Source organism: Stenotrophomonas koreensis, assembly GCF_001431525.1.
Lineage (GTDB): Bacteria > Pseudomonadota > Gammaproteobacteria > Xanthomonadales > Xanthomonadaceae > Stenotrophomonas > Stenotrophomonas koreensis.
This window is the reverse complement of the sequence record NZ_LDJH01000032.1, coordinates 1-23,944: the sequence shown is the minus strand read 5'-3', so window position 1 is coordinate 23,944 and position 23,944 is coordinate 1. Positions and strand designations below refer to the sequence as shown.

24 protein-coding genes are annotated in these 23,944 nt (G+C 67.4%); 15 read left to right on the top strand and 9 right to left on the bottom strand.

Annotated elements, in window-relative coordinates; genetic code table 11:
• Both ABB25_RS13865 and ABB25_RS13860 read left to right on the top strand, forming a co-directional pair.
• A partial coding sequence (locus ABB25_RS13865) for a glutathione binding-like protein (protein WP_057667813.1) occupies positions 1 to 464 on the top strand: 464 nt, incomplete at its 5' end.
• Between the two features lie 130 nt (positions 465 to 594).
• Positions 595 to 2,817, top strand: coding sequence for a S9 family peptidase (locus tag ABB25_RS13860; protein WP_057667810.1), 2,223 nt, complete (start codon positions 595 to 597; stop codon positions 2,815 to 2,817).
• Positions 2,818 to 2,907: 90 nt separating this feature from the next.
• Here ABB25_RS13860 and ABB25_RS13855 read toward each other — a convergent pair whose 3' ends face one another.
• Positions 2,908 to 3,351, bottom strand: coding sequence for a hypothetical protein (locus tag ABB25_RS13855; protein WP_057667807.1), 444 nt, complete (start codon positions 3,349 to 3,351; stop codon positions 2,908 to 2,910).
• Positions 3,352 to 3,471: 120 nt separating this feature from the next.
• Between ABB25_RS13855 and ABB25_RS13850 the strand changes: the two genes are divergently transcribed.
• The 4 genes from ABB25_RS13850 (at position 3,472) to ABB25_RS13835 (ending at position 6,127) form a co-directional block, all read left to right on the top strand.
• Positions 3,472 to 3,720: a hypothetical protein gene (locus ABB25_RS13850; RefSeq protein WP_057667804.1), complete on the top strand. Its 249-nt coding sequence runs from the start codon at positions 3,472 to 3,474 to the stop codon at positions 3,718 to 3,720.
• Between the two features lie 110 nt (positions 3,721 to 3,830).
• Positions 3,831 to 4,745, top strand: a complete 915-nt coding sequence (locus ABB25_RS13845; RefSeq protein ID WP_057667801.1) for a bestrophin family protein — start codon at positions 3,831 to 3,833, stop codon at positions 4,743 to 4,745.
• Between the two features lie 36 nt (positions 4,746 to 4,781).
• Entirely contained in the window at positions 4,782 to 5,771 is a 990-nt protein-coding gene (gene hemB / locus ABB25_RS13840) for a porphobilinogen synthase (protein ID WP_057667797.1), read from the top strand.
• Positions 5,772 to 5,773: 2 nt separating this feature from the next.
• A complete protein-coding gene (locus tag ABB25_RS13835) occupies positions 5,774 to 6,127 on the top strand; it encodes a hypothetical protein (protein WP_057667793.1) in 354 nt (117 codons plus the stop codon).
• Here the strand turns inward: ABB25_RS13835 and ABB25_RS13830 are convergent.
• Entirely contained in the window at positions 6,124 to 6,984 is an 861-nt protein-coding gene (locus ABB25_RS13830) for a TolB family protein (RefSeq protein WP_057667788.1), read from the bottom strand. The two genes, ABB25_RS13835 and ABB25_RS13830, sit on opposite strands and share 4 nt — an antisense overlap.
• Before the next feature lie 55 nt (positions 6,985 to 7,039).
• Between ABB25_RS13830 and aroE the strand changes: the two genes are divergently transcribed.
• The 4 genes from aroE to ABB25_RS13810 all read left to right on the top strand — a co-directional run bounded on the left by aroE (position 7,040) and on the right by ABB25_RS13810 (position 10,841).
• On the top strand, positions 7,040 to 7,867 hold the full coding sequence (gene aroE, locus ABB25_RS13825; protein ID WP_057667784.1) for a shikimate dehydrogenase: 828 nt from the start codon (positions 7,040 to 7,042) through the stop codon (positions 7,865 to 7,867).
• Between the two features lie 17 nt (positions 7,868 to 7,884).
• The gene (locus ABB25_RS13820) at positions 7,885 to 8,250 is read left to right on the top strand and encodes a hypothetical protein (RefSeq protein ID WP_057667782.1); all 366 of its coding nucleotides are present in this window, start codon (positions 7,885 to 7,887) and stop codon (positions 8,248 to 8,250) included.
• A 75-nt stretch (positions 8,251 to 8,325) separates the two neighbouring features.
• Positions 8,326 to 10,431: an ATP-dependent DNA helicase DinG gene (gene dinG / locus ABB25_RS13815; protein WP_152981243.1), complete on the top strand. Its 2,106-nt coding sequence runs from the start codon at positions 8,326 to 8,328 to the stop codon at positions 10,429 to 10,431.
• 8 nt (positions 10,432 to 10,439) lie between these two features.
• Complete coding sequence (locus tag ABB25_RS13810; protein ID WP_057667778.1) at positions 10,440 to 10,841, top strand: hypothetical protein; 402 nt, start codon at positions 10,440 to 10,442, stop codon at positions 10,839 to 10,841.
• Positions 10,842 to 11,490: 649 nt separating this feature from the next.
• On the opposite strand, the gene ygiD is transcribed toward ABB25_RS13810, so the two are convergent.
• Positions 11,491 to 12,351: a 4,5-DOPA-extradiol-dioxygenase gene (gene ygiD / locus ABB25_RS13805; protein ID WP_244477835.1), complete on the bottom strand. Its 861-nt coding sequence runs from the start codon at positions 12,349 to 12,351 to the stop codon at positions 11,491 to 11,493.
• A gap of 132 nt (positions 12,352 to 12,483) precedes the next feature.
• A complete protein-coding gene (gene hmpA, locus ABB25_RS13800; RefSeq protein WP_057667776.1) occupies positions 12,484 to 13,665 on the bottom strand; it encodes an NO-inducible flavohemoprotein in 1,182 nt (393 codons plus the stop codon).
• 147 nt (positions 13,666 to 13,812) lie between these two features.
• Here hmpA and norR point away from each other — a divergent pair, with 147 nt between their 5' ends.
• On the top strand, positions 13,813 to 15,390 hold the full coding sequence (gene norR, locus ABB25_RS13795; RefSeq protein ID WP_057667774.1) for a nitric oxide reductase transcriptional regulator NorR: 1,578 nt from the start codon (positions 13,813 to 13,815) through the stop codon (positions 15,388 to 15,390).
• 6 nt (positions 15,391 to 15,396) lie between these two features.
• Here the strand turns inward: norR and ABB25_RS13790 are convergent, their stop codons facing one another.
• The 3 genes from ABB25_RS13790 to ABB25_RS13780 form a co-directional block, all read right to left on the bottom strand.
• Positions 15,397 to 15,660 carry a hypothetical protein gene (locus ABB25_RS13790; RefSeq protein WP_057667772.1) on the bottom strand — a complete coding sequence of 88 codons (264 nt, stop codon included), beginning with the start codon at positions 15,658 to 15,660 and terminating at the stop codon, positions 15,397 to 15,399.
• 138 nt (positions 15,661 to 15,798) lie between these two features.
• Positions 15,799 to 17,172, bottom strand: coding sequence for an amino acid permease (locus ABB25_RS13785; protein ID WP_057667770.1), 1,374 nt, complete (start codon positions 17,170 to 17,172; stop codon positions 15,799 to 15,801).
• 95 nt (positions 17,173 to 17,267) lie between these two features.
• Positions 17,268 to 18,458 carry a multidrug effflux MFS transporter gene (locus ABB25_RS13780; RefSeq protein WP_211259328.1) on the bottom strand — a complete coding sequence of 397 codons (1,191 nt, stop codon included), beginning with the start codon at positions 18,456 to 18,458 and terminating at the stop codon, positions 17,268 to 17,270.
• 179 nt (positions 18,459 to 18,637) lie between these two features.
• Here ABB25_RS13780 and ABB25_RS13775 point away from each other — a divergent pair, with 179 nt between their 5' ends.
• Complete coding sequence (locus tag ABB25_RS13775) at positions 18,638 to 19,372, top strand: hypothetical protein (protein WP_057667817.1); 735 nt, start codon at positions 18,638 to 18,640, stop codon at positions 19,370 to 19,372.
• Between the two features lie 22 nt (positions 19,373 to 19,394).
• Here ABB25_RS13775 and dmeF read toward each other — a convergent pair whose 3' ends face one another.
• Positions 19,395 to 20,450 carry a CDF family Co(II)/Ni(II) efflux transporter DmeF gene (gene dmeF, locus ABB25_RS13770; RefSeq protein ID WP_057667768.1) on the bottom strand — a complete coding sequence of 352 codons (1,056 nt, stop codon included), beginning with the start codon at positions 20,448 to 20,450 and terminating at the stop codon, positions 19,395 to 19,397.
• Positions 20,451 to 20,508: 58 nt separating this feature from the next.
• Between dmeF and ABB25_RS13765 the strand changes: the two genes are divergently transcribed.
• Positions 20,509 to 20,784, top strand: coding sequence for a metal/formaldehyde-sensitive transcriptional repressor (locus ABB25_RS13765; RefSeq protein WP_057667767.1), 276 nt, complete (start codon positions 20,509 to 20,511; stop codon positions 20,782 to 20,784).
• A 14-nt stretch (positions 20,785 to 20,798) separates the two neighbouring features.
• Here ABB25_RS13765 and ABB25_RS13760 read toward each other — a convergent pair whose 3' ends face one another.
• On the bottom strand, positions 20,799 to 21,815 hold the full coding sequence (locus tag ABB25_RS13760; protein WP_057667764.1) for an integron integrase: 1,017 nt from the start codon (positions 21,813 to 21,815) through the stop codon (positions 20,799 to 20,801).
• A 1,025-nt stretch (positions 21,816 to 22,840) separates the two neighbouring features.
• Between ABB25_RS13760 and ABB25_RS13745 the strand changes: the two genes are divergently transcribed.
• Complete coding sequence (locus ABB25_RS13745; protein ID WP_244477834.1) at positions 22,841 to 23,305, top strand: hypothetical protein; 465 nt, start codon at positions 22,841 to 22,843, stop codon at positions 23,303 to 23,305.
• Positions 23,306 to 23,440: 135 nt separating this feature from the next.
• Positions 23,441 to 23,821, top strand: a complete 381-nt coding sequence (locus ABB25_RS13740; RefSeq protein WP_057667754.1) for a hypothetical protein — start codon at positions 23,441 to 23,443, stop codon at positions 23,819 to 23,821.
• The last annotated feature ends 123 nt before the right edge of the window (positions 23,822 to 23,944 follow it).

Sequence of the window (23,944 nt, the reverse complement as noted above, 5' to 3'; positions counted from 1 at the left end):
GGCAGTACCTGGCCGGCAAGACCGGACGCTTCGGCGGCCAGGGGCTGCGCGAGCAGGCCCAGGTCAGCCAGTGGCTGATGTGGCAGATGGCCGGGCTGGGCCCGATGAGCGGGCAGATGGGCCACTTCGCGGTGTATGCGCCGCAGACCGTGCCGTATGCGATCGAGCGCTATGACAGCGAAGTGCGCCGGCTGCACCGGGTCATGGACAAGCGGCTGTCCGAAGTGCCGTACCTGGCCGGTGAGCACTATTCCATTGCCGACATCGCCGCCTGGCCGTGGATCCAGGTGTATGCCAAGCGTCCGCCGGACTTTGCCGCCTTCCCGCACCTGGCGCGCTGGCATGCGGCCATTGCCGAGCGCCCGGCGGTCAAGCGCGCCTGTGCGCTGCGTCCGACGGTGAACCCGCAGCTCGGCCAGCCGCTGGGTGAGGAAGAAAAGCGCCACTTGTTCGGCCAGCGTTGAGCCGCTGACGCGGCGCGCTGCCGGCCCGCTGGCTGGCAGCGCCTGGCAGCAGGGAAGGCTTGCCGGTGCCGCACCGGGTGGCGGGCTCGGCTAGGATGGCGCGGTCCCTGCTGTCGCTGACAGGAATCCAATGCGTCCCTTGTTGCTTGCCCTTGCCATGATCCTTGCCATGCCCGCCGTTGCCCACGCCGAAAAACTCACCCTGGAAGCGATCACCGGCCCGCGTGCGCTGTCCGGTCCGACCCTGCTCAAGCCGCAGGTGGCCCCGGACGGTTCGCGGGTGACCTTCCTGCGTGGCAAGCAGGCCGACCGCAACCAGCTGGACCTGTGGGAGTACCACATCGCCACCGGGCAGACCCGGCTGCTGGTCGATTCCAAGGTCGTGCTGCCGGGCGAGGAAGTGCTCAGTGATGCCGAGAAGGCCCGCCGCGAGCGCCAGCGCATCGCGGCGATGAGCGGCATCGTCGATTACCAGTGGTCCCCGGATGCCACCCGCCTGTTGTTCCCGCTGGCCGGCGAGCTGTATCTGTATGACCTGGCCAGCGGCGCGGTGCGACAGCTCACCGCTGGCGAAGGCTTTGCCACCGACCCCAAGGTCTCGCCCAAGGGCGGGTATGTGAGCTTCATCCGCGCGCGCAACCTGTGGGTGATCGACCTGGCCAGCGGCCAGCAGGTCCAGCTCACCTTTGACGGCAGCGAGGTCATCGGCAACGGTGTGGCCGAGTTCGTTGCCGACGAGGAAATGGACCGCCACACCGGTTACTGGTGGGCACCGGATGATTCGGCCATCGCCTTTGCCCGTATCGATGAGGGTCCGGTGCCGGTGCAGAAGCGCTATGAAATGTATGCCGACCGCGTGGAGATGGTCGAGCAGCGCTACCCGGCCGCCGGCGATGCCAACGTGCGGGTGCAGCTGGGGGTGATTGCCCCGCTCGCCGGCGCGCAGCCGCAGTGGATCGACCTGGGCAGCAACCCGGACATCTACCTGGCCCGGGTCGACTGGCGCGATCCGCAGCGCGTCACCTTCCAGCGCCAGAGCCGCGACCAGAAGCGCCTGGAGCTGGTGGAAACCACCCTGGCCAGCGGTACCCAGCGCACCCTGCTCACCGAGACCAGCGCCACCTGGGTGCCACTGCACAACAGCCTGCGCTTCCTCAAGGACGGCCGTTTCGTCTGGTCTTCCGAGCGCAGCGGCTTCCAGCACCTGTACCTGGCCAGCGAGGATGGCAAGGCCATCACCCCGCTCACTTCCGGGCACTGGCCGGTGGATGAGCTGCTGGCCGTGGGCGAGGCCGCCGGCAAGGTCTACTTCCGCGCCGGCATCGATTCGCCGCGCGAAAGCGCGCTGCTGGCCACCGATCTTTCCGGCAGCGGCACGATCGAACGCCTCTCACAGGTGCCGGGCATGCACAGCGCCAGCTTTGCGCGCAATGCCAGCGTCTATGTCGACAGCTGGTCCAATGCGGGCACGCCGCCGCAGATCGAGCTGTTCAAGGCCGACGGTACGAAGATCGCCACGCTGCTGGAGAACGACCTGGCCGCCGCCGACCACCCGTACGCACCGTACCTGGCTGCCCAGCGCCCGCTGCAGTTCGGCACCCTCACCGCCGCCGATGGCCGCACCGAGCTGCACTACAGCCTGATCACCCCGCCGGACTTCGACCCCACCCGCCAGTACCCGGTGGTCACCTACGTCTACGGCGGCCCGGCCAGCCAGACCGTGAGCAACAGCTGGCCCAGCCGTGGCGATGCGCTGTTCAACCAGTACCTGGCCCAGCAGGGCTATGTGGTGTTCTCGCTGGACAACCGTGGCACCCCGCGCCGTGGGCGTGATTTCGGCGGCGCGCTGTACGGCCGCCAGGGCATGGTGGAAGTAGAAGACCAGCTCAAGGGCATTGAATGGCTCACCGCCCAGCCCTGGGTGGATGCCAAGCGCATTGGCGTGCACGGCTGGTCCAATGGCGGCTACATGACCCTGATGCTGCTGGCCAAGGCCTCGGACAGGTATGCCTGCGGCATTGCCGGCGCACCGGTGACCGACTGGGGCCTGTATGACACCCACTACACCGAGCGCTACATGGACCTGCCGGGCAACAACCCGGATGGCTACGCCCAGGCGCGTGTGCTCAGCCACATCGACGGCCTGACCTCGCCGCTGCTGCTGATCCACGGCATGGCCGATGACAACGTGCTGTTCTCCAACGCCACCGTGCTGATGAGCGCGCTGCAGCAGCGCAGCGTGCCGTTCGAGCTGATGACCTACCCCGGCGCCAAGCACGGCTTGTCCGGGGCCAACGCCCTGCATCGCTACCGCATGGCCGAGCGTTTCCTGGCACGCTGCCTGAAGCCCTGAGCAGGACCGCCTGGCGGCGGTGCTGCCAGCACGCAAAAGGGCGCCGGATGGCGCCCTTTTCTGTAGCTGTTCAAGCGGACAAGGCCGGGCTTATTCGCGCGGCTGGGTCACCATCGGGGCCGGTTCTGGTACCCAGATCGCCATCCCGGCGGCCTGCTTCTGCGTGGCCGGTACCCCCACGCCGAGGCCGACACCACCGTGGCGGCCGTAGTTGCCACCGCCCAGGCCGACGCTGACCGGGGCGCGCTGGCTGCCCACGCCCATCAGGATCACGCCGTTGGCGCCCAGCGCGGCTGCTTCGCGCTTGAGCCGGGCGATGGCCGCGTCGGTCTGGCCCTGGGTGCCGAAGCCGGCCGCACTGGTGGCCTCGATCTGGGCAATCTCGATGCTGCCTTCCGGCGGGCTGGCATACACCTGGACCAGGGCCGGGTCGATCGCCGGCCGGGCCTGGCTGAGCATCACCTTCGAGGTGCTGGCACAGGCCAGCAGCAGCGGGGCCAGCAGCAGGGCAGCAAGGGCAGGGCGCAGGTTCATGGCGGCAGGTCACAGGGTGGGCTTGTGCGCATCATTACCGGGCCGAAGTGAATTGACCAGCAATCCTCACCATGGGGCCGTATAGTCGAGCGCGGATCCTTGGCCAATGGAGAAGCATCGATGGGCGTAATCAGTCTGATCTGGGGCATCGTGGCGCTGTTGTGGATGTTGCTGGCCTTCATCCCGCTGCTGGGCTGGGGCAACTGGTTCATGATCCCGTTTGCGGTGATTGGCGCCCTGATTGCGGCGGTGGGCGTGCTGTTCACCCGCGAACAGAACCGTGGCCGGGCCAAGGCCGGCCTGGCGTTGAACATCGTCGCCATCGTGGTCGGGGTGGTGCGCCTGAGCCTGGGTGGCGGCCTGATCTGAGGCCGCCGGTCGGCGAGGGGACAGCGAGCCGGCGCTAGAATGGGAGCGGTTGTTCCACCGCTGTGGCGGTGATTTTCCTCCCCCCGGCCCGCTCCCCGACAGACCCTGCAATGATCATCCGTCCCCGGCCGCATGGCTGGCAGCTGCTGTACATCCTGCGTGGCTCGATCGTGCCGGCGATTGCACCCAAGGTGCTGGCCATTGGCGTTCTGGCGGTACTGGTGTGCGCATTTGCCGGTTACTGGCGCCCGGGCGCCGGCCAGGGGCTGGCGGTGGTGCCGTTCAGCCTGCTCGGCCTGGTGCTGTCGATCTTCCTGAGTTTCCGCAACAACGCCTGCCACGAGCGCTGGTGGGAGGGCCGCCGGCTGTGGGGCCAGCTGTTGTTCGAAAGCCGTGGCCTGGCACGGCTGGCCGCCAGTGTGCTGGCCGACCAACCGGCGCTGCGCCGGCGCACCGCGTACCTGACGGTGGCCTTTGCCCATGCCCTGGCTGCACGTCTGCGCCAGAACGATGGCTGGCAGGCGGTGCAGCCCTGGCTGCAGGCCGACGATGCCGACCTGCGCAGCCATCCCAACCTGCCCGACGCCCTGCTGGGCCGGATCGGCGCGGCGTTGGCCGAACCGCTGCAGGCCGGGCGGCTGGATCCGATCCTCTACATGCAGCTGGACCAGCGCCTGCAGGCCCTGGCCAGCGTGCAGGCCGGCTGCGAGCGGATTGCCAGCACGCCGTTGCCGTTTGCCTACACCCTGTTGCTGCACCGCTGCGCGTGGCTGTTCTGCGTGCTGCTGCCGTTTGGCCTGGCCAGCGCGCTGGGCTGGGCCACGCCATTGCTGTCGATGCTGCTGGCGTATGCGTTTTTTGGCCTGGACCAGCTGGGCGAGGAAATGGAAGACCCGTTCGGCCTGCAACCCAATGACTTGCCGCTGGCGGCGCTGGTGCGCACGCTGGAGATTGACCAACTGGCCGCGATTGGCCAGCAGCCCTTGCCTGCGCCATTGCAGCCCCAAGCTTATCTGCTGCAATGACCTGTGCTTCTGCTTCCTCTTTATCGGAGAACTGCCGTGTTCCATCCTGGTTACCGCCCGCGGCGCATGCGCCGTGACGACTTTTCCCGCCGCCTGATGCGCGAAAACACCGTCACTACCGACGACCTGATCTACCCGCTGTTCATCCATGACGGCGAAGGCCGCATTCCGGTTGCGTCGATGCCGGGCGTGGAGCGCCTGTCCATCGAGGAACTGCTCAAGGTGGCCGGTGAGTGCGTGGCCCTGGGCATCCCGGTGATCGACCTGTTCCCGGTGATCGACCCGGCGCGCAAGTCGCTGGACGGCGCCGAGGCCTGGAACCCGGACGGCCTGGCCCAGCGTGCGGTGCGGGCGCTGAAAGCCGCCTACCCGCAGCTGGGGGTGATGACCGACGTGGCGCTGGACCCGTACACCACCCACGGCCAGGACGGCATCATCGATGACACCGGTTATGTGCTCAACGACATCACCGTCGATGCCCTGGTCAAGCAGGCGGTCAGCCATGCCGATGCCGGCGCCGACATCATCTCGCCGTCGGACATGATGGACGGCCGCATCGGTGCGATCCGCCAGGCGCTGGATGCGGCCGGGCACACCAACGTGCGCATCATGGCCTACTCGGCCAAGTACGCCTCGGCCTTCTACGGCCCGTTCCGCGATGCGGTGGGCAGTGCCGGCAACCTCGGCAAGGCCGACAAGAAGACCTACCAGATGGATCCAGCCAATTCGGACGAGGCCATGCGCGAGATCGCGCTGGACCTGGACGAGGGCGCGGACATGGTGATGGTCAAGCCGGGCACCCCGTACCTGGACATCGTGCGCCGGGTCAAGGCCGAGTTCGGCGTGCCGACCTTTGCCTACCAGGTCAGCGGCGAGTATTCGATGCTCAAGGCCGCCGCCGCCAATGGCTGGCTGGATGAGAAGGCCTGCGTGATGGAAACCATGCTCGGCTTCAAGCGTGCCGGCGCCGATGGCGTGCTGACCTATTTCGCGCCGCAGATCGCGCGCTGGCTCAAGGAGGGCTGAGCATGGCCGGTGACCAGGCGCTGTTCCCGATGGGGCCGATGACCAATACGCCGCGCCCGGAAGGGGTGCTGGAGCTGGGTCTGCTGCAGTGGTCGATCCTGATCGGCTCGGTGCTGATCTTCGTGGTGCTGGTGGCGATGATGGTGCGGCGCATCCGCCGCCAGCGCCAGCAGCCGTTGCTGCATTCGGCCGACGAGCGCCTGCTGCGCGAGGCCGGCGCCAGCCCCGAGCTGATCGCCGCACTCGGGCAGCTGGGGCGTGAGCGCGCGCTGGGCCGGCTCAGCGAGGCGCAGTACCGCCAGCAGCGGGCCGCGCTGCTGGCCAGCCTGCAAGAAGGGGATGCCGCACAGCCCTAGCGGCAGCTGCCATCACCGCGGCCCAGCGGCGCGCGGGTGCGGTAGATGTCCAGCCCGCCGGCGCGTGGCGCACGCGCGCTGCCGGCCAGCAGCAGTTCGGCCGGTGTGCTGTGGTCGACCCCGGCGGCCTGGGTCAGGCCGTTGCCATCGTTGAACGACAGTGGCAACGCGCCACCGTCGTGCCACTGCCCGGCCTGGCAGTAGCCGTGATGCAGGCGCGTACGGCCATCGCCGGCGTCGCGGGCCAGCACCAGGTCGCCGCGTTCGCCCAGCACCAGCACGCTCAGGCTGTTGCCTGCCCGGTCCAGTGGCCCGGGGAGCGGTTGTGGGCGGGCGCCGGTTGCAGCATCGCTGCGCCACAGCCCCCAGCTGCCGCCGCGGTTGCTGGCAAACAGCAGCTGGCCGTGGGTATCCACGCCCGGTGAGCTGTCATCGGCGGTGCTGTTGGCCGCGGTGAGCGGCTCGGGCCGGCCGAAGCGCCCACCATTGACCGCTACCCGGTACATGTCCAGCCCGCCCTGGCCACCGGCGCGGGAGGAGGCGAAATACAGCCAGCGGCCATCGGCACTGAAGAACGGCGCGCGCTCATCGGCGGCGCTGTTCAACGACAGCGGCTGCGGCTGGCTCCAGCGCTTGTCTTCCAGCCGCGCCTGCCACAGGTCCCAGCCACCGGCACCACCGTCCCGGTTGCTGGCAAACACGATCCAGCGGCCATCGGCACTGACACTGGCGCCGGCCTCGTCGGCCCGGGTCGATACCCGGCCCATGCCTTCGATACCGTATTCGTTCAACGCAAGCGCATCGGCGGCGCAGGCTACACTGCCAACCAGCAGCAACAGGGTCGGGATCACGCGCATCGTGGGGTTTCCGGCGATAAATTGGTTTTGAGTTTACGCAAGCAGGAGCCTTGTCATGACCGCTCAACACGCTGTGTTTGGCCACCCGATCACCCATTCGCGCTCGCCGTTCATCCACGCCGCCTTTGCCCAGGCCGAAGGCATCGCGCTGCAGTACCGCGCCATTGATGCCGACCTGGAGACTTTCCCGGCGGCCCTGCAGGCCTTTTTTGCCGACGGCGGCCGCGCGGCCAACGTCACCCTGCCGCTGAAGGAAGCCGCCTTTGCGCTGTGCGCCAGCCATGGCCATGCCGCGCAGCGCGCCGGCGCGGTCAACACCCTGATCTGGCGTGAGCAGCACTGGCATGGCGAGAACACCGACGGCAGCGGCCTGGTGCGTGACCTGACCAGCCGCCACGGTCTGGACCTGCGCGGTTGCCGGGTGCTGCTGCTGGGTGCCGGCGGCGCCGCCCGCGGGGTGGCCCCGGCGCTGCTGGATGCCGGCATCGATGAACTGGTGGTGGCCAACCGCACCGCCAGCCGCGCCGATGCGCTGGTCGATGCGATGGGCGAGCCGGGGCGGGTGATCTCGGCCTACTGGGAAGCGCTGGACGAGCAGGGCGATTTTGAAATCATCCTCAATGCCACCTCGGCCGCGCATGGCGCCACGCCACCGCCGAAACTGCCGTCCTCGCTGGTCAATTCGCGCACCAGCGCGGTGGACCTGAACTACGGCGCCGCCGCGGTGCCGTTCCTGGCCTGGGCCAATGCTGCCGGTTGCCGCAAGCAGATCGATGGCCTGGGCATGCTGGTCGAACAGGCGGCCGAGGCGTTCCATCTGTGGCATGGCCGCCATCCGGATACCGAGCCGGTGTACGCGCAATTGCGTGCACAGCTGCTTTGATGCCTGGGTGAGCTGGCATGGATAACGCGCAGTTGTGGTTTTCGTTGTTGACCAGCGTCGGTGTGCGGATGCCGGTGTTGATTGCCCTGGGCGTGGCCGTGGTGATGCTTGCCGATGCCCCGGCCGGGCGGGTGCGCAGGGTCGCACGCAGCGCGCTGGGCCTGCTGATGGCGGCAGTGCTGCTGGAGGGCCTGCTGACCGTGCTGCCGCTGCTGCTGGTGGTGCAGGGCAACTTCGATGCGGTGGCGGCACTGGGCAACAGCATGGGGATTGCCCGTTTCATGATCGCCCTGGTCCAGGCCGGCGCGTTCATCGCCCTGGCCTGGGCGCTGGTGCATGGCCTGCGCCAGCAGCGTGCCGGCGTGGCCGCCAAGGGGCGCTAGCACGCCGGCGGTACAGGCAGCCGGCAGCCGGGCATGGGACAATGCCCGGCTTGCCGTAGCCAGGAAATCCTTCGCGTGAGTGAATCCGCGCCCGCCCCGCGCCAGCTCGACGATGCCCTGAAGGACGCCGTCCGCCACACCTATACCCAGCTGCAGGCCAACACGCCGGGCTTCAAGCTGCGCCGGGCGCAGAGCCAGATGATTGCCGCAGTCAGCCGTGCGCTGGGCAACAGCGGCGGGGTGGCGGTGGTCGAGGCGCCCACCGGCGTGGGCAAGTCGCTGGGCTATCTCACCGCCGGGGTGCCGATTGCGCTGGCCAGCAAGAAGACCCTGGTCATCTCCACCGGCACGGTGGCGCTGCAGGGCCAGCTGTTCGAGCGTGACATCCCCAATTTCCTCAAGGCCACCGGGATCGAGGCCACGGTCGCCCTGGCCAAGGGCCGTACCCGTTACCTGTGCACGCGCAATGCCGCCGAAGTGCAGGGTGAAGGTTCCCAGGACGGCCTGTTCGGTGACGAGCCGGCGCTGTTTGACCGCCCGATCGCGCCGGTGGAGATCGACGTGGCCGCGCGCCTGGCCGAGGCCTGGCTGGGCGGCAGCTGGGATGGCGACCTGGACAATGCGCCGGAGGCGATCACCCCGAACCTGCGTTCGGCCATCACCACGCCGGCCTCGGGCTGTGCCGGCCGCCGCTGTGCCTATGCGGCCAACTGCCCGGTGCTGCGCGCCCGCACCAAGGTGCGCGAGGCGCAGATCGTGGTCACCAACCACGCGCTGCTGCTGTCGGCGCTGAGCCTGGGCGATGTCGATGCCGGCCAGCCGCTGCTGGCGCCGCCGTCGGACATGCTGCTGGTGCTCGATGAAGGCCACCACATCGGCAACGTCGCCATCGACCAGGGCGCGGCCAGCCTGGCGCTGGATGCGATGGGCCGGCGCAGCAACCGGCTGCAGGTGCTGATCAATGCCGCCTACCGCGCGGTGGACAAGGACACCATCGGCAACCTGCACCCCAACGAGGCGATCGAACTGGCCGCGCGGGTGAGCAAGCTGCTCAAGGCCTTCCGTGACCAGGTGGCGATGGGCTGGCAGCCCAGTGATGAAACCCTGGAGCCGCAGTGGCGCGCACCGGAAGGCCGCCTGCCGGAAGCCTGGATGCCGGCCGTGCACGAGCTGGCCGAGGACACCCGCGCGCTGTTCAACTGGTTCCATGCCGCCACCTCGCTGGTGGCCAAGGGCAAGGACGGCGCCGATGCGGCGCGCGAGAAGCTGCAGCGCAACCTCGGCATGGCCAGCGAGATGGTGCAGGCCATGCACGAGCTGTGGAGCGTGTGGAAGCGCGAGGATGCCGACGGTGCCCCGCCAATGGCGCGCTGGATCACCCAGGACCGCGATGGCGACTTCATCCTGCACGGCTCGCCGATCTCCGCCGCCCAGGTGCTGCGCAAGCTGATGTGGGACAGCGTCGATTCGGTGGTGATGACCTCGGCCACCCTCACCGGCGGTGGCGGTTTCCAGGCGCTGGCGATCGACAATGGCATTCCTGACGATGCCGAGATGATCGCGCTGTCCTCGCCGTTCGACCTGGAAAACCAGGCCGAATTGATCGTGCCGCCGTTCCCGGTGCCGCCCGATGACCGCCAGCGCCACCCGATCGAGGTGGCCAACTACCTGGAAAAGGAACTGGACTGGGACAAGGGCTCGATGGTGCTGTTCACCTCGCGCTGGAAGATGGAAAAGGTCGCCAGCCTGCTGCCCAGCCGCCGCCGCGAGCGGGTGCTGGTGCAGGGCGAGACCGCCAAGCAGAAGATGATCGACGAGCACCTGCGCCGCACCGCCGCCGGCGAAGGCTCGGTGCTGTTCGGCCTGAACTCCTTCGGCGAAGGCCTGGACCTGCCGGGCGAGGCCTGCACCACGGTGGTCATCACCCAGGTGCCGTTTGCCGTCCCCACCGACCCGCAGACCGCGACCCTGGGCGAATGGCTGGAGCGCCGCGGCCACAACGCCTTCAACCTGATCGCGATCCCGCATGCGCTGCGTACCCTGACCCAGTTTGCCGGCCGCCTGATCCGTACCAGCGAGGACCACGGCAGGGTGATCATCCTCGATTCGCGCCTGCTGACCCGCCGTTATGGCCAGCGCATCATCGACGCGCTGCCGCCGTTCAAGCGGGTGATCGGGTGAGCGCGGCCATGCCCTTGCTGCTTGCCCGGCTGCAGGCCGCCGATCCGGCCCTGGCCGGGGTGGCTGACGGCCTGCTCTGGGACGGCGCGCAGGCAGGGCTCTCGCCGGCTGGGCAGGCCCTGCTGCGTGCGTTGCAGGATCAGCAGGCGCTGGACCAGGCTGGTGCCGAAGTGAGCGCGGTGGCCGACATCCTGCGCCGCGACCAGAAGTTCGCCCCGCCGGGTCGTCCCTCCCTGCAGCTGGTCCAGCTGCGCCGCCAGCAATCGGCCGTACAGCAGGCCGAACGCGTGGCCCGCCAGGTGGCAGCGGCCAGTGCCACGGCTTTCATCAAGCAGGCCGGCCTCACCCTGAAGCCCGGCGTGGCCGCCGGTGAGTTCATGGCCAGGTGGGTGGCCCGCCTGCCTGCCTGAGCCCACACCGCCGGCGCATCGCGGCCAGGGCCGCTCCCACAAAAGCATGCCCCGCCCCTGCGGGAGCGCGCCCCGCACGCGATGGGCAGCCCGGTGCTGGGGAGCAACCCGATCGCGACCAAGGTCGCTCCCACAAAAGCAAGGTCAAGGCCTGCCAGATCAAGGCAGCGGACTCCACAAAAGCACCAGGCATTGCACTCCTGTAGGAGCGCGCTTGCGCGCGAATCGCGGTCAAGCAGAATCCTGCAAAGGCATCGCGACCGAGGTCGCTCCCACAAAAGCAAACAGCCTGCCCCTGCGTGAGTACGCTGGCGCGTGACGGGCCGCCGCAAATGCAAGGGCCGGGAAAGCATCGCGGCCAAGGCCGCTCCCACAAAAACAACAGGCTGCCCCAGTGAGAGCGCGCTGGCGCGTGAATCGCGGTCAAGCAGAATCCTGCAAAGGCATCGCGACCGAGGTCGCTCCCACAAAAACAACAGCCTGCCCCTGTGGGAGCGCGCTTGCGCGCGATGAGCAGCCCGGTGCTGGGGAGCAACCCGATCGCGACCAAGGTCGCTCCCACAAAAGCAAGGTCAAGGCCTGCCAGATCAAGGCAGTGGACTCCCACAAACGCACGACCTGCTCACGGTGTCGGTCAGGAGTGCGCCGGTCAGAGGTTGGTCTGGTCGCCGGCCAGTGCGCTGGACGGGGTGGCGCCGCCGCTCAGGCCTGTCTGCACCCGGGCGCAGTCGGCGCCGACGGTATAGGCGGTCATCGACAGCGCGCCGAAGGCATAGCCATCGGTGAGCACCTTGACCGGCTCGCCGCTGGCGGCGGCAAAGCCGGCGATATAGGCCAGCGGCAGGAAGTGCTCGTCGGTGGGGACGGCCCTGGACCAGTCGCGGTGGGAGAGCAGGCGGCCGATATCGCCGGGTTGCTCGAGCATCAGCTGGCGGGCGTCGTCATCGAAGCGATGCGCCCAGTCAAAGCCTTCCTCGGCCGCATTCCAGTCCAGCGCACGCAGGTTGTGCACCACGTTGCCGCTGCCGACCACCAGCACGCCGGCGCGGCGCAGTGCGGTCAGCCTGGCGCCCAGCCGCAGGTGGTAGTCCAGCGGCTGGGCCGCGTTGATCGACAGCTGCACCACCGGGATGTCGGCCTCGGGGAAGGCGTGGCAGAGCACCGACCAGGTGCCGTGGTCCAGGCCCCAGCTGTCATGGTCGGCACTGACCTGGTCCGGCTGCAGCGCATCGGCGATCTCCTCGGCCAGCGCCGGCAGGCCCGGTGCCGGGTACTGCATCGCAAACAGCGCCGGCGGGAAGCCGTAAAAATCGTGGATGGTGCGCGGGCGCGGCATCGCGGTCACCGCGGTGGCGTTGATATGCCAGTGCGCCGAGACCACCAGGATCGCCCGCGGGCGCGGCACCGCAGCGCCGAACGCCTGCCAGGCAGCGGTATGGCGGTTGTGTTCCAGTGCATTCATCGGCGTGCCATGGCCGATGAAGGCGGCCGGCATCAGGATCGGCGACATGCGCGCTGGCCTCGTTCGGGAAAGAGTGCTCAGGGTCGCACAGCCGCTGCCCGGCCAGAGTCGCCAGCGCTGGAACACAGCCATGCCGGCAGGGCAAAACGCGGGGCCGTTGCCGGCCCCGCGCTCAGGTACTCAGGCTTCCAGCGCCGCGGCCGGGCCGAAGAACTCGTAGCGGCTCTGTGCATCCGGCACGCCGGCCTGGCGCAGCAGCTGCTTGACCTGGGCCATGAACGGCTTCGGGCCGAGGAAATAGGCGTCCAGGTCACGCTCGGCTGGCAGCCACTGTTCCAACAGCTCGCCGCTGAGCAGGCCTTCGGCGTCGGCGCGGTCACCGGGCAGCGGTTCGCTGTAGCAGGTGTAGCTGCGCAGCTGCGGGTGCTCGGCCTGCTTCTGCGCCAGGTACGCACCGAAGGCATGGGCCTGGCCATTGCGGGCGCAGTGGATGAAGTGCACCGGGCGGCCATCGGCCAGCGCCTTGTCCAGCATCGGCAGGGTCGGGGTGATGCCGACACCGCCGCTGATCAGCACCACCGGGCGCTGGCCGTCGGCCAGGGTGAAGTCTCCAGCCGGGGCGAACAGTTCCAGGGTATCGCCGACCTGCACATTGTCATGCAGGTGGTTGGAGACCACGCCCTTGGGCTCACGCTTGACGCTGATGCGGTAGCTGCTGCCGTTGGCGCTGCCGGAGAGCGAATAGTTGCGGCGCACCTCGTTGCCGTCCAGCACCAGGCGCATGCCGATGTACTGGCCGGGCTGGAAGTCGACCACCGGCCCGCCGTCGGCCGGTACCAGGTGGAAGGAGGTGATCTCGCTGGATTCGGCCACCTTGTCGGCTACCCGGAAGCTGCGCGCGCCGCGCCAGCCGCCCGGTGCGTTGGCCGTGGCGCTGTAGACCGATTCCTCGGCACCGATCAGGATGTCGGCCAGCATCTGGTAGGCCGCGCCCCAGGCATCGATGATCGCGTCGGTGGCGATCTCCGGCCCCAGCACCTCACGGATCGAACGCAGCAGGTAGTGGCCGACGATCGGGTAGTGTTCGGGCAGCACCTGCAGCGCGACGTGCTTGTGCACGATCTGCCCGACCAGCGGGCCCAGTGCCTCCAGCCGGTCGATGTTCTTGGCATACATCAGCACGGCGTTGGCCAGTGCCCGCGGCTGGTCACCCTTGGCCTGATGCGCCTGGTTGAACAGCGGGCGCACGGCCTCGCTCTCGCTGAGCATCAGCCGGTAGAAATGGCTGGTCAGCGCCTCGCCACCGGTTTCCAGCAGCGGTACGGTGGCTTTGATCAGGTCACGTTGGGCAGCGGTCAGCATGGTTACAGTTCCACAAGCAGTGAGTAGTACCCTTTTATAAGCAGGTTGCGTGCCAGGTTTTGCGGCCTTTTATTTCAATGATTTACAGCTTGCGCGGTTAAAATGACATCCATGAGCCAGTGTCCAATCCACACGCCGGGTGTCTCAATGACAACCAACCCCTTCATGGCCGAAGTCATTCCGCTGATCGATGACCTGGCCAACGAGATGCCCGCCGCGCAGCGTTACCAGCGCCTGCTGGCGGTACTGCGCCGGCTGCTGCCCTGCGATGCGGCAGCGTTGCTGCAGCTTGATGGCGAGCAGCTGGTGCCGCAGGCAGTGGACGGGCTGAGCCTGGACACGCTGGGCCGTCGCTTCCTGCTCGCCGAGCACCCGCGGCTGGCGCAGCTGGTCAGCGCCGCCGGCCCGGTGCACTTTCCGCCCGGGTGCGAGCTGCCCGATCCGTATGACGGCCTGGTCGAATCGGTGCATGGCCAGCTGGAAGTGCATGACTGCATGGGCTGCGTGCTGCGCCTGGACGAGCAGGTCTGGGGATTGTTGACCCTGGACGCGCTGCAGCCCGGCAGCTTCGGCACGGTCGAGCTGGCACGGCTGGAGGCTTTCGCGCGGCTGGCCGCGGTGATCGTGCGCACGGTGCAGCGGATTGACCGCCTGTCACTGCAGCTGCGCGAGCAGCAGCGCGATGCCGAGCAGTGGCGGGCGGTGGCCGGCGGGCAACCGGAGGCCGAGATGATCGGCCAGAGCACGGCCTACAAGACCCTGCGGCGGGAATTGCGGCTGGTCGGGCCCAGTGAGCTGGGCGTGTTGATCAGCGGCGAGACCGGGGTTGGCAAGGAACTGGTGGCGCGGCAGATCCACCGGCTGTCGGCGCGCGCCGAGCGCCCGCTGGTGGTGATCAACTGCGCCGCGCTGCCCGATACCCTGGTCGAGAGCGAGTTGTTCGGCCATGTGCGCGGCGCCTTCACCGGCGCGGTCGGTGACCGCCGTGGCCGTTTCGAGCTGGCCGATGGCGGCAGCCTGTTCCTGGACGAGGTCGGTGAACTGCCACTGCCGGTACAGGCCAAGCTGCTGCGCGTGCTGCAGAGCGGGCAGCTGCAGCGGGTCGGTTCCGACCGCGAGCACCATGTCGATGTGCGGGTGATTGCCGCCACCAACCGTGACCTGGCCAGCGAGGTCCGCGCCGGCCGTTTCCGTGCCGACCTGTACCACCGCCTCGGCGCCTATCCACTGCGGGTGCCGCCGCTGCGCGAGCGCGAGCGCGATGTGCTGCTGCTGGCCGGCAGCTTCCTCGAACAGGCCCGCGGCCGGCTTGGCCTGCGCGGCCTGCGGCTGACCGATGATGCGCGCCAGGCGCTGCTCGGCTATGACTGGCCGGGCAACGTGCGCGAGCTGGAACACCTGATCGGGCGTGCGGTACTGCGCGCGCAGGCGCAGGGCAGCGAAGGTGCGCGGCGCATCCTCAGTGTCGATGCGCGGGCGCTGGACCTGCCGTTGCCGGTGGCAGTTAGCGGCGCGGGCGCGGCACTGGCCAGCCCCGAGGCGGCTGGCTCCCCTGTCATCGCCGGCCCCGCGCAGGGCCTGAAGCAGGCGCTGGATGACTTCCAGCGTGGGCATATCGCCGCCGTGCTGCAGCGCCATGACGGCAACTGGGCCGCGTGCGCGCGTGAGCTGGAGGTGGACCGCGCCAACCTGCACCGGCTGGCGCGGCGGCTGGGCCTGAAGTAAGCCGGCTCAGCCGTTGCGCTTGTTCAACGCCGAGGTCAGCGCGGCGGCATCGCTGCGCGAGAGGAACAGGTATTCCAGGTCGCAGCCACCGAAGTCGTCCTCCAGCTCCTGCTGGCGCACCGGGTGGGAGCCAAATCGGTAGCGTTCTTCGCCGGTATCGGCATCAATCACCAGGTACACGCCAAAGCTCGGCGGATTGGTCAACGTGCCTTCGATGCGGACGGAGGCGGGATCAATGGCGCGCTGGATCAGTTCTTCAGTGTCGATCATGGCGGAAGGCTGCTGTCGTGCAGAAAGGGGGTGGGGGAGTGCGGGCGGGATGGGCCGGCGGCGGCGCAATCCTAGATCGACCCGCGCCGGTTTGTATCCACCCTTTCTTCAGTTTGCTGACCAGCCGACAGCTTGCGCTCAGCTTGGACTGCCGGCGGCGCGGCCGCGCCGGGCCAGCGCACTGCCGGCGGCGATCAGGCCGGCCAGTGCGGCCATCGACATGAACTGGACGCGGGTGGCCTCACCGGCCAGCAACAGCACGAAGATGCCAGCCAGGATCACCAGGGCCAGCCCGGTCAGCCACGGGAAGCCGGCCATGCGGAATGGCAGTGGGGTGCCGCCCGCGTCGGCCCGGCGGCGCAGCACCAGCTGCGAGACCAGGGCCAGGGTCCACACCAGAAGGCAGGTGCAGCCGACGATGTTGAGCAGCACAGGCAGCACCTGGTCGGGGTAGATCAGTTCCAGCACGGTGGCGGCAAAGCCGAAGGCCACACTGGCCAGCACCGCGGCCACCGGCACCTGGGTGTGGTTGGTGGTGCCCAGCAGGGCCGGGGCTTCCTGCCGGCGTGCCAGCGAGAACACCATGCGCGAGGCACCGTAGAGGTTGGCATTGAGGGCCGAGAGCAGGGCCACCACCGCAATCAGGGTGATGGCGGTGGCCGCGCCGGGGATGTTGGCCTGGGCCAGCACGGCGGCAAACGGCGACTTCAGTGCCTCGCTGTTCCACGGCACCACGGCGATGATCACGCTGATCGAGCCGAGGTAGAAGATGGCGATGCGCCAGGCCACCGTCTTGACCGCACGCGCGATGCTGCGGCCAGGGTCGGCGGTTTCAGCCGCGGCCACGGCCACGATCTCGGTGCCGCCAAAGGCAAACACCACCACCAGCAGGGCCGCACCGATACCGGCCACGCCCTGCGGCATGAAGCCGCCATGGGCGGTGAAGTTGGCAAACCCCGGTGAGGCCACGCCCGGCAGCCAGCCGGCCAGCAGCGCAATGCCGATGGCCACAAAGGCCAGAATGGCCAGCACCTTGAGCAGGGAGAACCAGAACTCGAACTCGCCGAAGTTCTTCACTCCGAGCAGATTGATCGCGGTGAACACCACCATGAAGCCCAGCGCGGTCAGTGGCACCGACAGCTGCGGCCAGATGGTGGCCAGCAGGCCGGCCGCACCCACCGCCTCGGCGGCAATCACGATCACCAGCTGCACCCACCAGAGCCAGCCAATGGTGGCCCCGGCCGTGGGCCCCAGGGCATCGGCGGCATAGACCGAGAAGGCGCCGCTGGCCGGTTTGGCCGCGGCCATCTCGCCGATGGCGTGCATCACGATGATCACCAGTGCGCCGGCAATCAGGTAGGACAGCAGCACGGCCGGGCCGGCCATGGCGATACCGGCACCCGAACCGAGGAACAGGCCGGCGCCGATGGCACTGCCCAGGCCCATCATCACCAGCTGGCGGGGCGTGAGCGATTGCCCCAGGGCGGGGGCAGAAGCAGGAGTGGGGGACATGAAAAAGCGTGCATGGGGGGAATACCCGCCCACATTACCTGTTTATCGCCTCGCAGCGTCCGCCACAGGTCACGACCTGCGGCGGACACGCAGGCTCAGGCCTGGGTCTTGGACGGGAACAGGGTCCAGGCCATCACGGCCGAGACGGTGGCGCACAGCGCCATGATCTGCACCAGGGCGATGGCGTTGCTGGCCACCAGCACACCGGCCATGGCGCTGATGATGGCGCCGGCACCGAACTGCAGCGAGCCCATCAGGGCCGAGGCGGTGCCGGCCACCGGGCCCTGCTGGGCCATGGCCAGCTGGCTGCCGGTGGGCATGATCAGGCCCAGCATCGCTACCGACAGGAACAGGCCGGCGCACAGCACCGCGATGTGGCTCACACCGGCGGCAAACAGTGCCAGGGTGGCCAGCATCACCACCGCATAGGCGGTGTTGGCGCGGCGGTAGGTGCGCTGCACGCCCCAGGCCGCATGCAGCTTCGGGTTGACGATGGCCGCCACCACGATGCCGATGGCATTGACCGCAAACAGGATGCTGAAGGCAGTCGGGCTCAGGCCGTAGTGACGGATGAACACCGTGGACGAGCCGGCGATATAGGCGAAGAAACCGGCCTGAGCGACCACCAGGGTGGCTGCGAAGGGAATGAAGCGCCGGTCACGCAGGATGGACAGATAGGTCTGCGGGATGCGCGCCAGCGAGAAACCCGCGCGGGCTTCGGGCGAGCGCGACTCGGGCAGCAGCACGGCGATGGCCAGGGCCAGCAACACGCCCCAGACAGCCAGCGCCCAGAAGATCAGACGCCAGGAGTCGATGGCCATCAGGCCGTTGCCCACCAGCGGGGCCAGCACCGGCGCCAGACCGAGCACGGCCAGTACCAGGGACATCATCTTGCCCATCGCGGGGCCGGCGAACAGGTCCTTGATGATGGCAAAGGCGATCACCATGCCGATCGAGCCACCCAGCCCCTGCAGCAGGCGCCAGGCGTGCAGGGCCGGCAGGCTGGGCGCCTGGGCGCAGCCGATCGAACCGAGCACGAAGATGCTCATGCCGATGAAGATCAGCGGGCGGCGGCCGAACTTGTCACTCAGCGGGCCGTAGACCAGCTGGCCGGCCATCAGGCCGAAGAAGAAGGTCATCAGGCTGAACATGATGGCCCCTTCATGGGTGCCGAAGTCAGCGGCCATCTGCGGGATGGCGGGCAGGTACATGTCGATGCCCAGCGGGCCGGTGGCAGTCAGCGCAGCCAGCAGCAGGGGCAGGGCACGGGGACGGGAGGCGTGCATGGGGTAGTCCGGGGAAACGGACCGCCCATTATCCGCACACAAGGCGCCAACGATAGATTGTGCAAGCCGGTCAAGTGTGAGCAAGTGGCCGCCAGCAGCGCCGTTGTGGCAGTTTGGGCGGCGAACAAACGACCGCTATGCGCCGGCCCGGGCCAGCCATGGCAAATGAGGAGGCGGTGATGCGTTTTATGGATTTCAGTTCCTGGCAGGCAGTGCTGACCACCCTGGCCAGCCTGCTGGTGATCACCCTGATCGGCGTGGGCATCCGCCTGGTGCTGATGCAGACCGTGCAGGCCCGCCAGCAGGCGGCCAACCGCCAGATCAACGAGCGCCTCAAGACCCTGATTGCGGCCTACAAGACCCTGGGCGGTTCGTTCACCGGTGACCTCAGCGTGGACCCGCGCCACCTGCGCGAGATCCGCCAACAGGCGGCCGAACAGGCCCGCGCGCTGGCTGCCGGTGAGGCGGTGACCACCGCCGAGGGCAGCGTGCTGTTGCCTGAAGTGGACAGCGGCGAAGCCGGCGAGCGCGCGCGCCGCATCCGCGATGCGGTGGAGGCGGCGCTGTCGGACATCGTCTTGCTGGGTACCGAGGAACAAGTGGCACTGGCCGCCCAGGCCGCCCATGACATGGTGGCCGGCCGCCCGATCCACACCGCCGCGCTGGTGGTGAGCCTGCGTGATTTCATCCGCGACACGCTGGACCTGAGCCCGGTGCCGCCCACCCTGCCGATCCCGGCCCAGGGGCCGGCGCGGCCGGCCAGCAGTGGACCGGGCAAGGGCGGCGGCAAGGGCGCAGAAGGCGGCGGCCGGGGCGGTGCCGGTGGTGGCGGCGGCATGGGCGCCGGCATGGGTATGGGGATGGGCGCCGGTTACGGTGCCGGCAGCAGCGTGCGCGGCGAGGGTAGCGACTGACGCACGGTGTCAGCGGCCGTGCTCAGTGGGTGTGCCCATGCCCGCCACAGCCATGGTGGCCCGGGTCATGCGGGGTAGCAGGCGCCGCGCCGCTGGCAATTTCCACGCTCAGGTGCGCCAGGCGCGTCTCGCCGGCCAGTGCGGCATGGATGGCCGCGGTGTCCAGCCCGGCCGGGCCGCGCACGCTCAGCACACAGGCCCAGCGGTCACTGGCCACCCGCCAGGCATGGAGGTCCTCGACCTGCACGCCGGGCAGGGCAGTGAGCTTGGCGCGGATACGGCCCACCAGCGGGTTGTCCATTTCGGCATCCAGCAGGGCGCGGCTGGTGGAGCGCAGCAGGCCGATGGCCCACCAGGTGATCAGGGCCGAGCCGAGCAGGCCCATCACCGGGTCCATCCAGCCGATGCCCCAGGCCCAGCCGGCGGCCAGGGCAACGATGGCCAGCACCGAGGTGGCCGCATCGGTGACCACATGCACATAGGCCGCGCGCAGGTTCAGGTCCTTGTGGCCGGCACCGGGGTCGCTGCCATGGGCATGGTCATGGTCGGGGTGGTCATGCTCCTCGCCGTGGGCGTGACTGTGCGAATGGCCGTGGTTGTGGGCGCTGTGGTCGTCCTTCAGCCACCAGGCACAGACCAGGTTCACCGCCAGGCCCACCACTGCCACGATCATGGCTTCCTGGTACTGCACCGTGGTCGGGTTGAGCAGGCGCTCGACCGATTCCCACACCATCGCCGCGGCCACACCCAGCAACAGCAGGGCGCTGGTATAGCCACCCAGCACCTCCACCTTCCAGGTGCCGAAGGCATAGCGCGGGTTGGCCACATTGCGCCGCGCCACCGCATAGGCAAACAGGGTCAGGCCCAGGGCCAGGGTGTGGGTGCCCATGTGCCAGCCGTCGGCCAGCAGCGCCATCGAGCCGAAGCCATAACCGGCCACGATCTCGATGACCATCATCACGGCGGTGAGGATCACCGCACGCCGGGTCTTGGCCTCGCCCACCGGGTTGCCGCTGGCAAAGGCCTGCGGGTGGCGGCAGTCGGGGCGGGCAGCAGTGCGGGGATCAAGCGTGGCCATGGCGGGGGACCCTGGGCTAGGATGGGCGCATCGTATCAGATACCCCCGGAGGGTATGTATGGGCCACCTGAACCATGCCGACAAATCGCTCAAGCAACGCGTGGCCCGGCTCAAGGGTCAGGTGCTGGCACTGGAGCGCGCGCTGGACGGCGGCCAGGCCGACTGCCTGGACGTGCTCACCCAGGCCGCGGCGGTACGCGGCGCAGCGCAGGGCCTGATGGTGCAGTTGATGGCCCACCACCTGCGCGCCCATGTGGCCGCGCCAGAGGATGCCGGCCAGCGCGACAGCGGGGCCGAGGAAATGACTGCCGTGCTGGCGCGTTATCTCAAATAAGCGTGCGGGTTTGATCAGGTTGTTACCGGCATCAAGCGGTCCAGCGGGCTGAGCAGCCCGCCCGCGCCACGGCCCAGCACGTGGGTGTAAATCTGCGTGGTTTTGACATCCTTGTGGCCGAGCAGTTCCTGCACCGTGCGGATGTCGTGCCCGGCCTCGATCAGGTGCGTGGCAAAACAGTGCCGCAGCGTGTGGCAGGTCACGGGTTTGATCATCCCGGCGTGGTGGCGGGCGCGCTTGATCGCACGCTGCATGACATCCTCGCCCAGATGGTGGCGCCCGGTCTGCCCGGTGCGTGGGTCACGCGAGAGATTGCCGGACGGGAACAGGTACTGCCAGCCCGGCTCGGTTGCCGCGCCGGGATATTTGCGTGCCAGTGCATGCGGCAGTTCCACCTCGCCCAGCCCGGCAGCCAGGTCTATCTGGTGCACATGCAGGGAGCGCTGACGTTGCAGCAGCAAGCGCTCGCGCAGGCTCAGTGGCAGCGGCACACGGCGGTCCTTGTTGCCCTTGCCGCTGCGCACGCAGATTTCGTTGCGGCCGATATCCACATCCTTGATGCGCAGTCGCAGACATTCGAGCAGGCGCATGCCCGTGCCGTAGAGCAGCCGCCCGATCAGTTCTGGTAATCCATCAGGCAAGGCAGCCAACAAGCGCGCCACCTCCTGTTGTGACAGCACTACCGGCAAACGGCGCGGGCGTTTTGCGCGCACCACGTCCTCCATCCATGGCAGGTCCACTTCCAGCACCACGCGATAGAGAAACAGCAGCGCCGACAGCGCCTGGTTCTGCGTAGCCGCCGCCACCTGCCCCTGCGTGGCCAACTGGCTGAGAAAGGCCTCCACCGCGTCGGCGCCCAGCGCGCGAGGATGCTGCTTGTTGTTGGCCAGGATGAAGCGGCGTATCCAGCCCACATAGGCCTGTTCAGTGCGCCGGCTGTAGTGACGCAGCCGGATTCGCTCACGCACCACCTCCAGCAACCGTGGGGAATGTCCTGCCGTTACACCCGCATCCTTGGGGGAATAATCCATAGCACCGCACTCCTGCGACATAACGTCCCCAGCCTGCGACCAGGGAGGATGGCAAGGCTGTCATGCAAGGTGTTGATCCTGCATAGGATCATGCCTGTTCACTTTGTCGTCGAGTTACGCCACACTCGGCAAAGTGCCGCAATTAGGCGGCCTACTAGGTGTTAGGCGTCACATGGAGACTTCAAATGACTGAAGGAACAACAGGCGCCAAGACAATTTGGCTGACGCTTTTGCACGTTGTCGTCGGGACTGCCCTTCTGTTTGGCACTCTCTGGCCGTACGAGTTCACCGCACTGCTGCCACACGCGTACCAATTCGCGAACTGGCCCTTCGCCTTCAAAGTTGCTGTGGGCGTAGCAGCTGCGATCTGCGTCATCGGTGATGTCTGGTTCTTTGCGTTGCGACCCAGCCTCGAAATGCCTCAAACGAGACATGGGCGCCGTAGCGGTGGCGCCTAACAAATCATTCAAGCCGAACCCGCTTCGCGGGTCGGCTTAATTCCGGTGTTAGGGCTCATGAAAAGCATCTTCTTAGCCGCGCTTCTAGCAAACGGCCCCGTGGCGAGTGATGGGTACGAGCCTGCGGTATGGCTGTCCAACTCACGCGTGCTGGCCTGCTCTCCCAGCACTCTTCGAGCCCCTCATCCGCTAGTACTTTCCTTGGGTCCTGGGCATGGCGGTGAGTTGGCTATCCGCCGCGTATCTGACAACACTTGGTACTTCCTCGTGGGTCACATGCCACCGGATGGTGAGCCGCAGTTGATGACGCCGGAGAAGTTTGCTGCGGCTACCCGCATCGAGGTGCCGACTTCGCTCAGGGGCCGCGCGTCAGAGGCCGACTCGCTTGTGCCAATCTTCAGTCGCTCGGGAGCGTATGAAGCATATGTATCAGACAATCTCGAGTCTGAGGAGGGCGGCTACGTGTGCAGCTTTAACTACACCGGCATGAGCCCTAACAAATCATTCAAGCCGAACCCGCTTCGCGGGTCGGCTTAATTCTGGTGTTAGCCATTGATGGAGGCTTTAGTGAGGCTGTTAGTTTTTCTTTTCGCTGCGTTCGCGAGTCTTTCCGCTCATGCGACTGACATAGCCTCCTGTTCGGAGCCGAGTGGCAAGGGTTACTATCCTGAAACAGGAGTGATCAAAAAGGCCGATAGTGGCTGGGAAGACGAGAAGATCAGTAGTGGCATTACTAAGCTCACGAAGAACAGTGGAGGCGAGTACGACATTCTCTTCGTCGACATAAGAAGAGAAATAATCTCGGCACGAGCTGATGGCGGCACCGTCATTCCATTGAGTCGTGGCGCGAAGTCTTTTTCAGTGCTCGTCGTCTATCCAGGTAAAACGGCTGAGGTCTACACTTTTCTGGAGAACACATCAGGAGGGCTTGAGTACCTACACACACTGAGTCGCGCTGGAGATGAGGTATTCATCACCAAGGCAAGTGTCATGCAAGGGGTCTGTAGTTACATACATTTCGATCAGCTGTGAGAGTAAAGTGCTCAACGGCTAACCAATCATCTAAGCCGACGCCACTTCGCGGCGCGGCTTAATTCAGGTGTTAGGCGGCTTGAGCGGCCCCGCAGCGGCTGACACACTCTTTCGAGCAAACCTCCGAGCCCGGCTGTGAATACCGTTCCCTTCTTCATCGCCGATATTTGGCAGGGCCTGCTGAAGGGCCATGGGCTCGTCAACCTGCAGGACCACACCTTTCGGCTTGAGATCCAGATCGTTGACTCGCTCACCGGCCTCTTGAAGATCAAGCACTTAGTCCATGAGGCTCCCCTGGCCGAGGTCGCATCCATCACTATGCGGTCGTATCTGGGTGGGCTCTACACTGTGCTCTCCGTCCAAGGCACGCGCATGGATGTGTTCGCGGGCTTCCCCCGAGCTCGGGGTGGCCGCTGTCGGCTCCGCATCGCAAGGCGTGACCGGCAGAGCTGCGCTGCATTTGTCGAGCGCTTCGCAACTCTCAAGGCATCGGCACCGCAGTTGGCCGCCGCCTAACAATTCGTGTATGGACTCCCCCGTCAAATCCTGACGGCACGATGTTGTGAAGCTTCAGCTTCACGGCATGTGATTCTTCATTTTCCATCCTGCTGAAACTTTTTCTTCAACCCGGCAAACGGG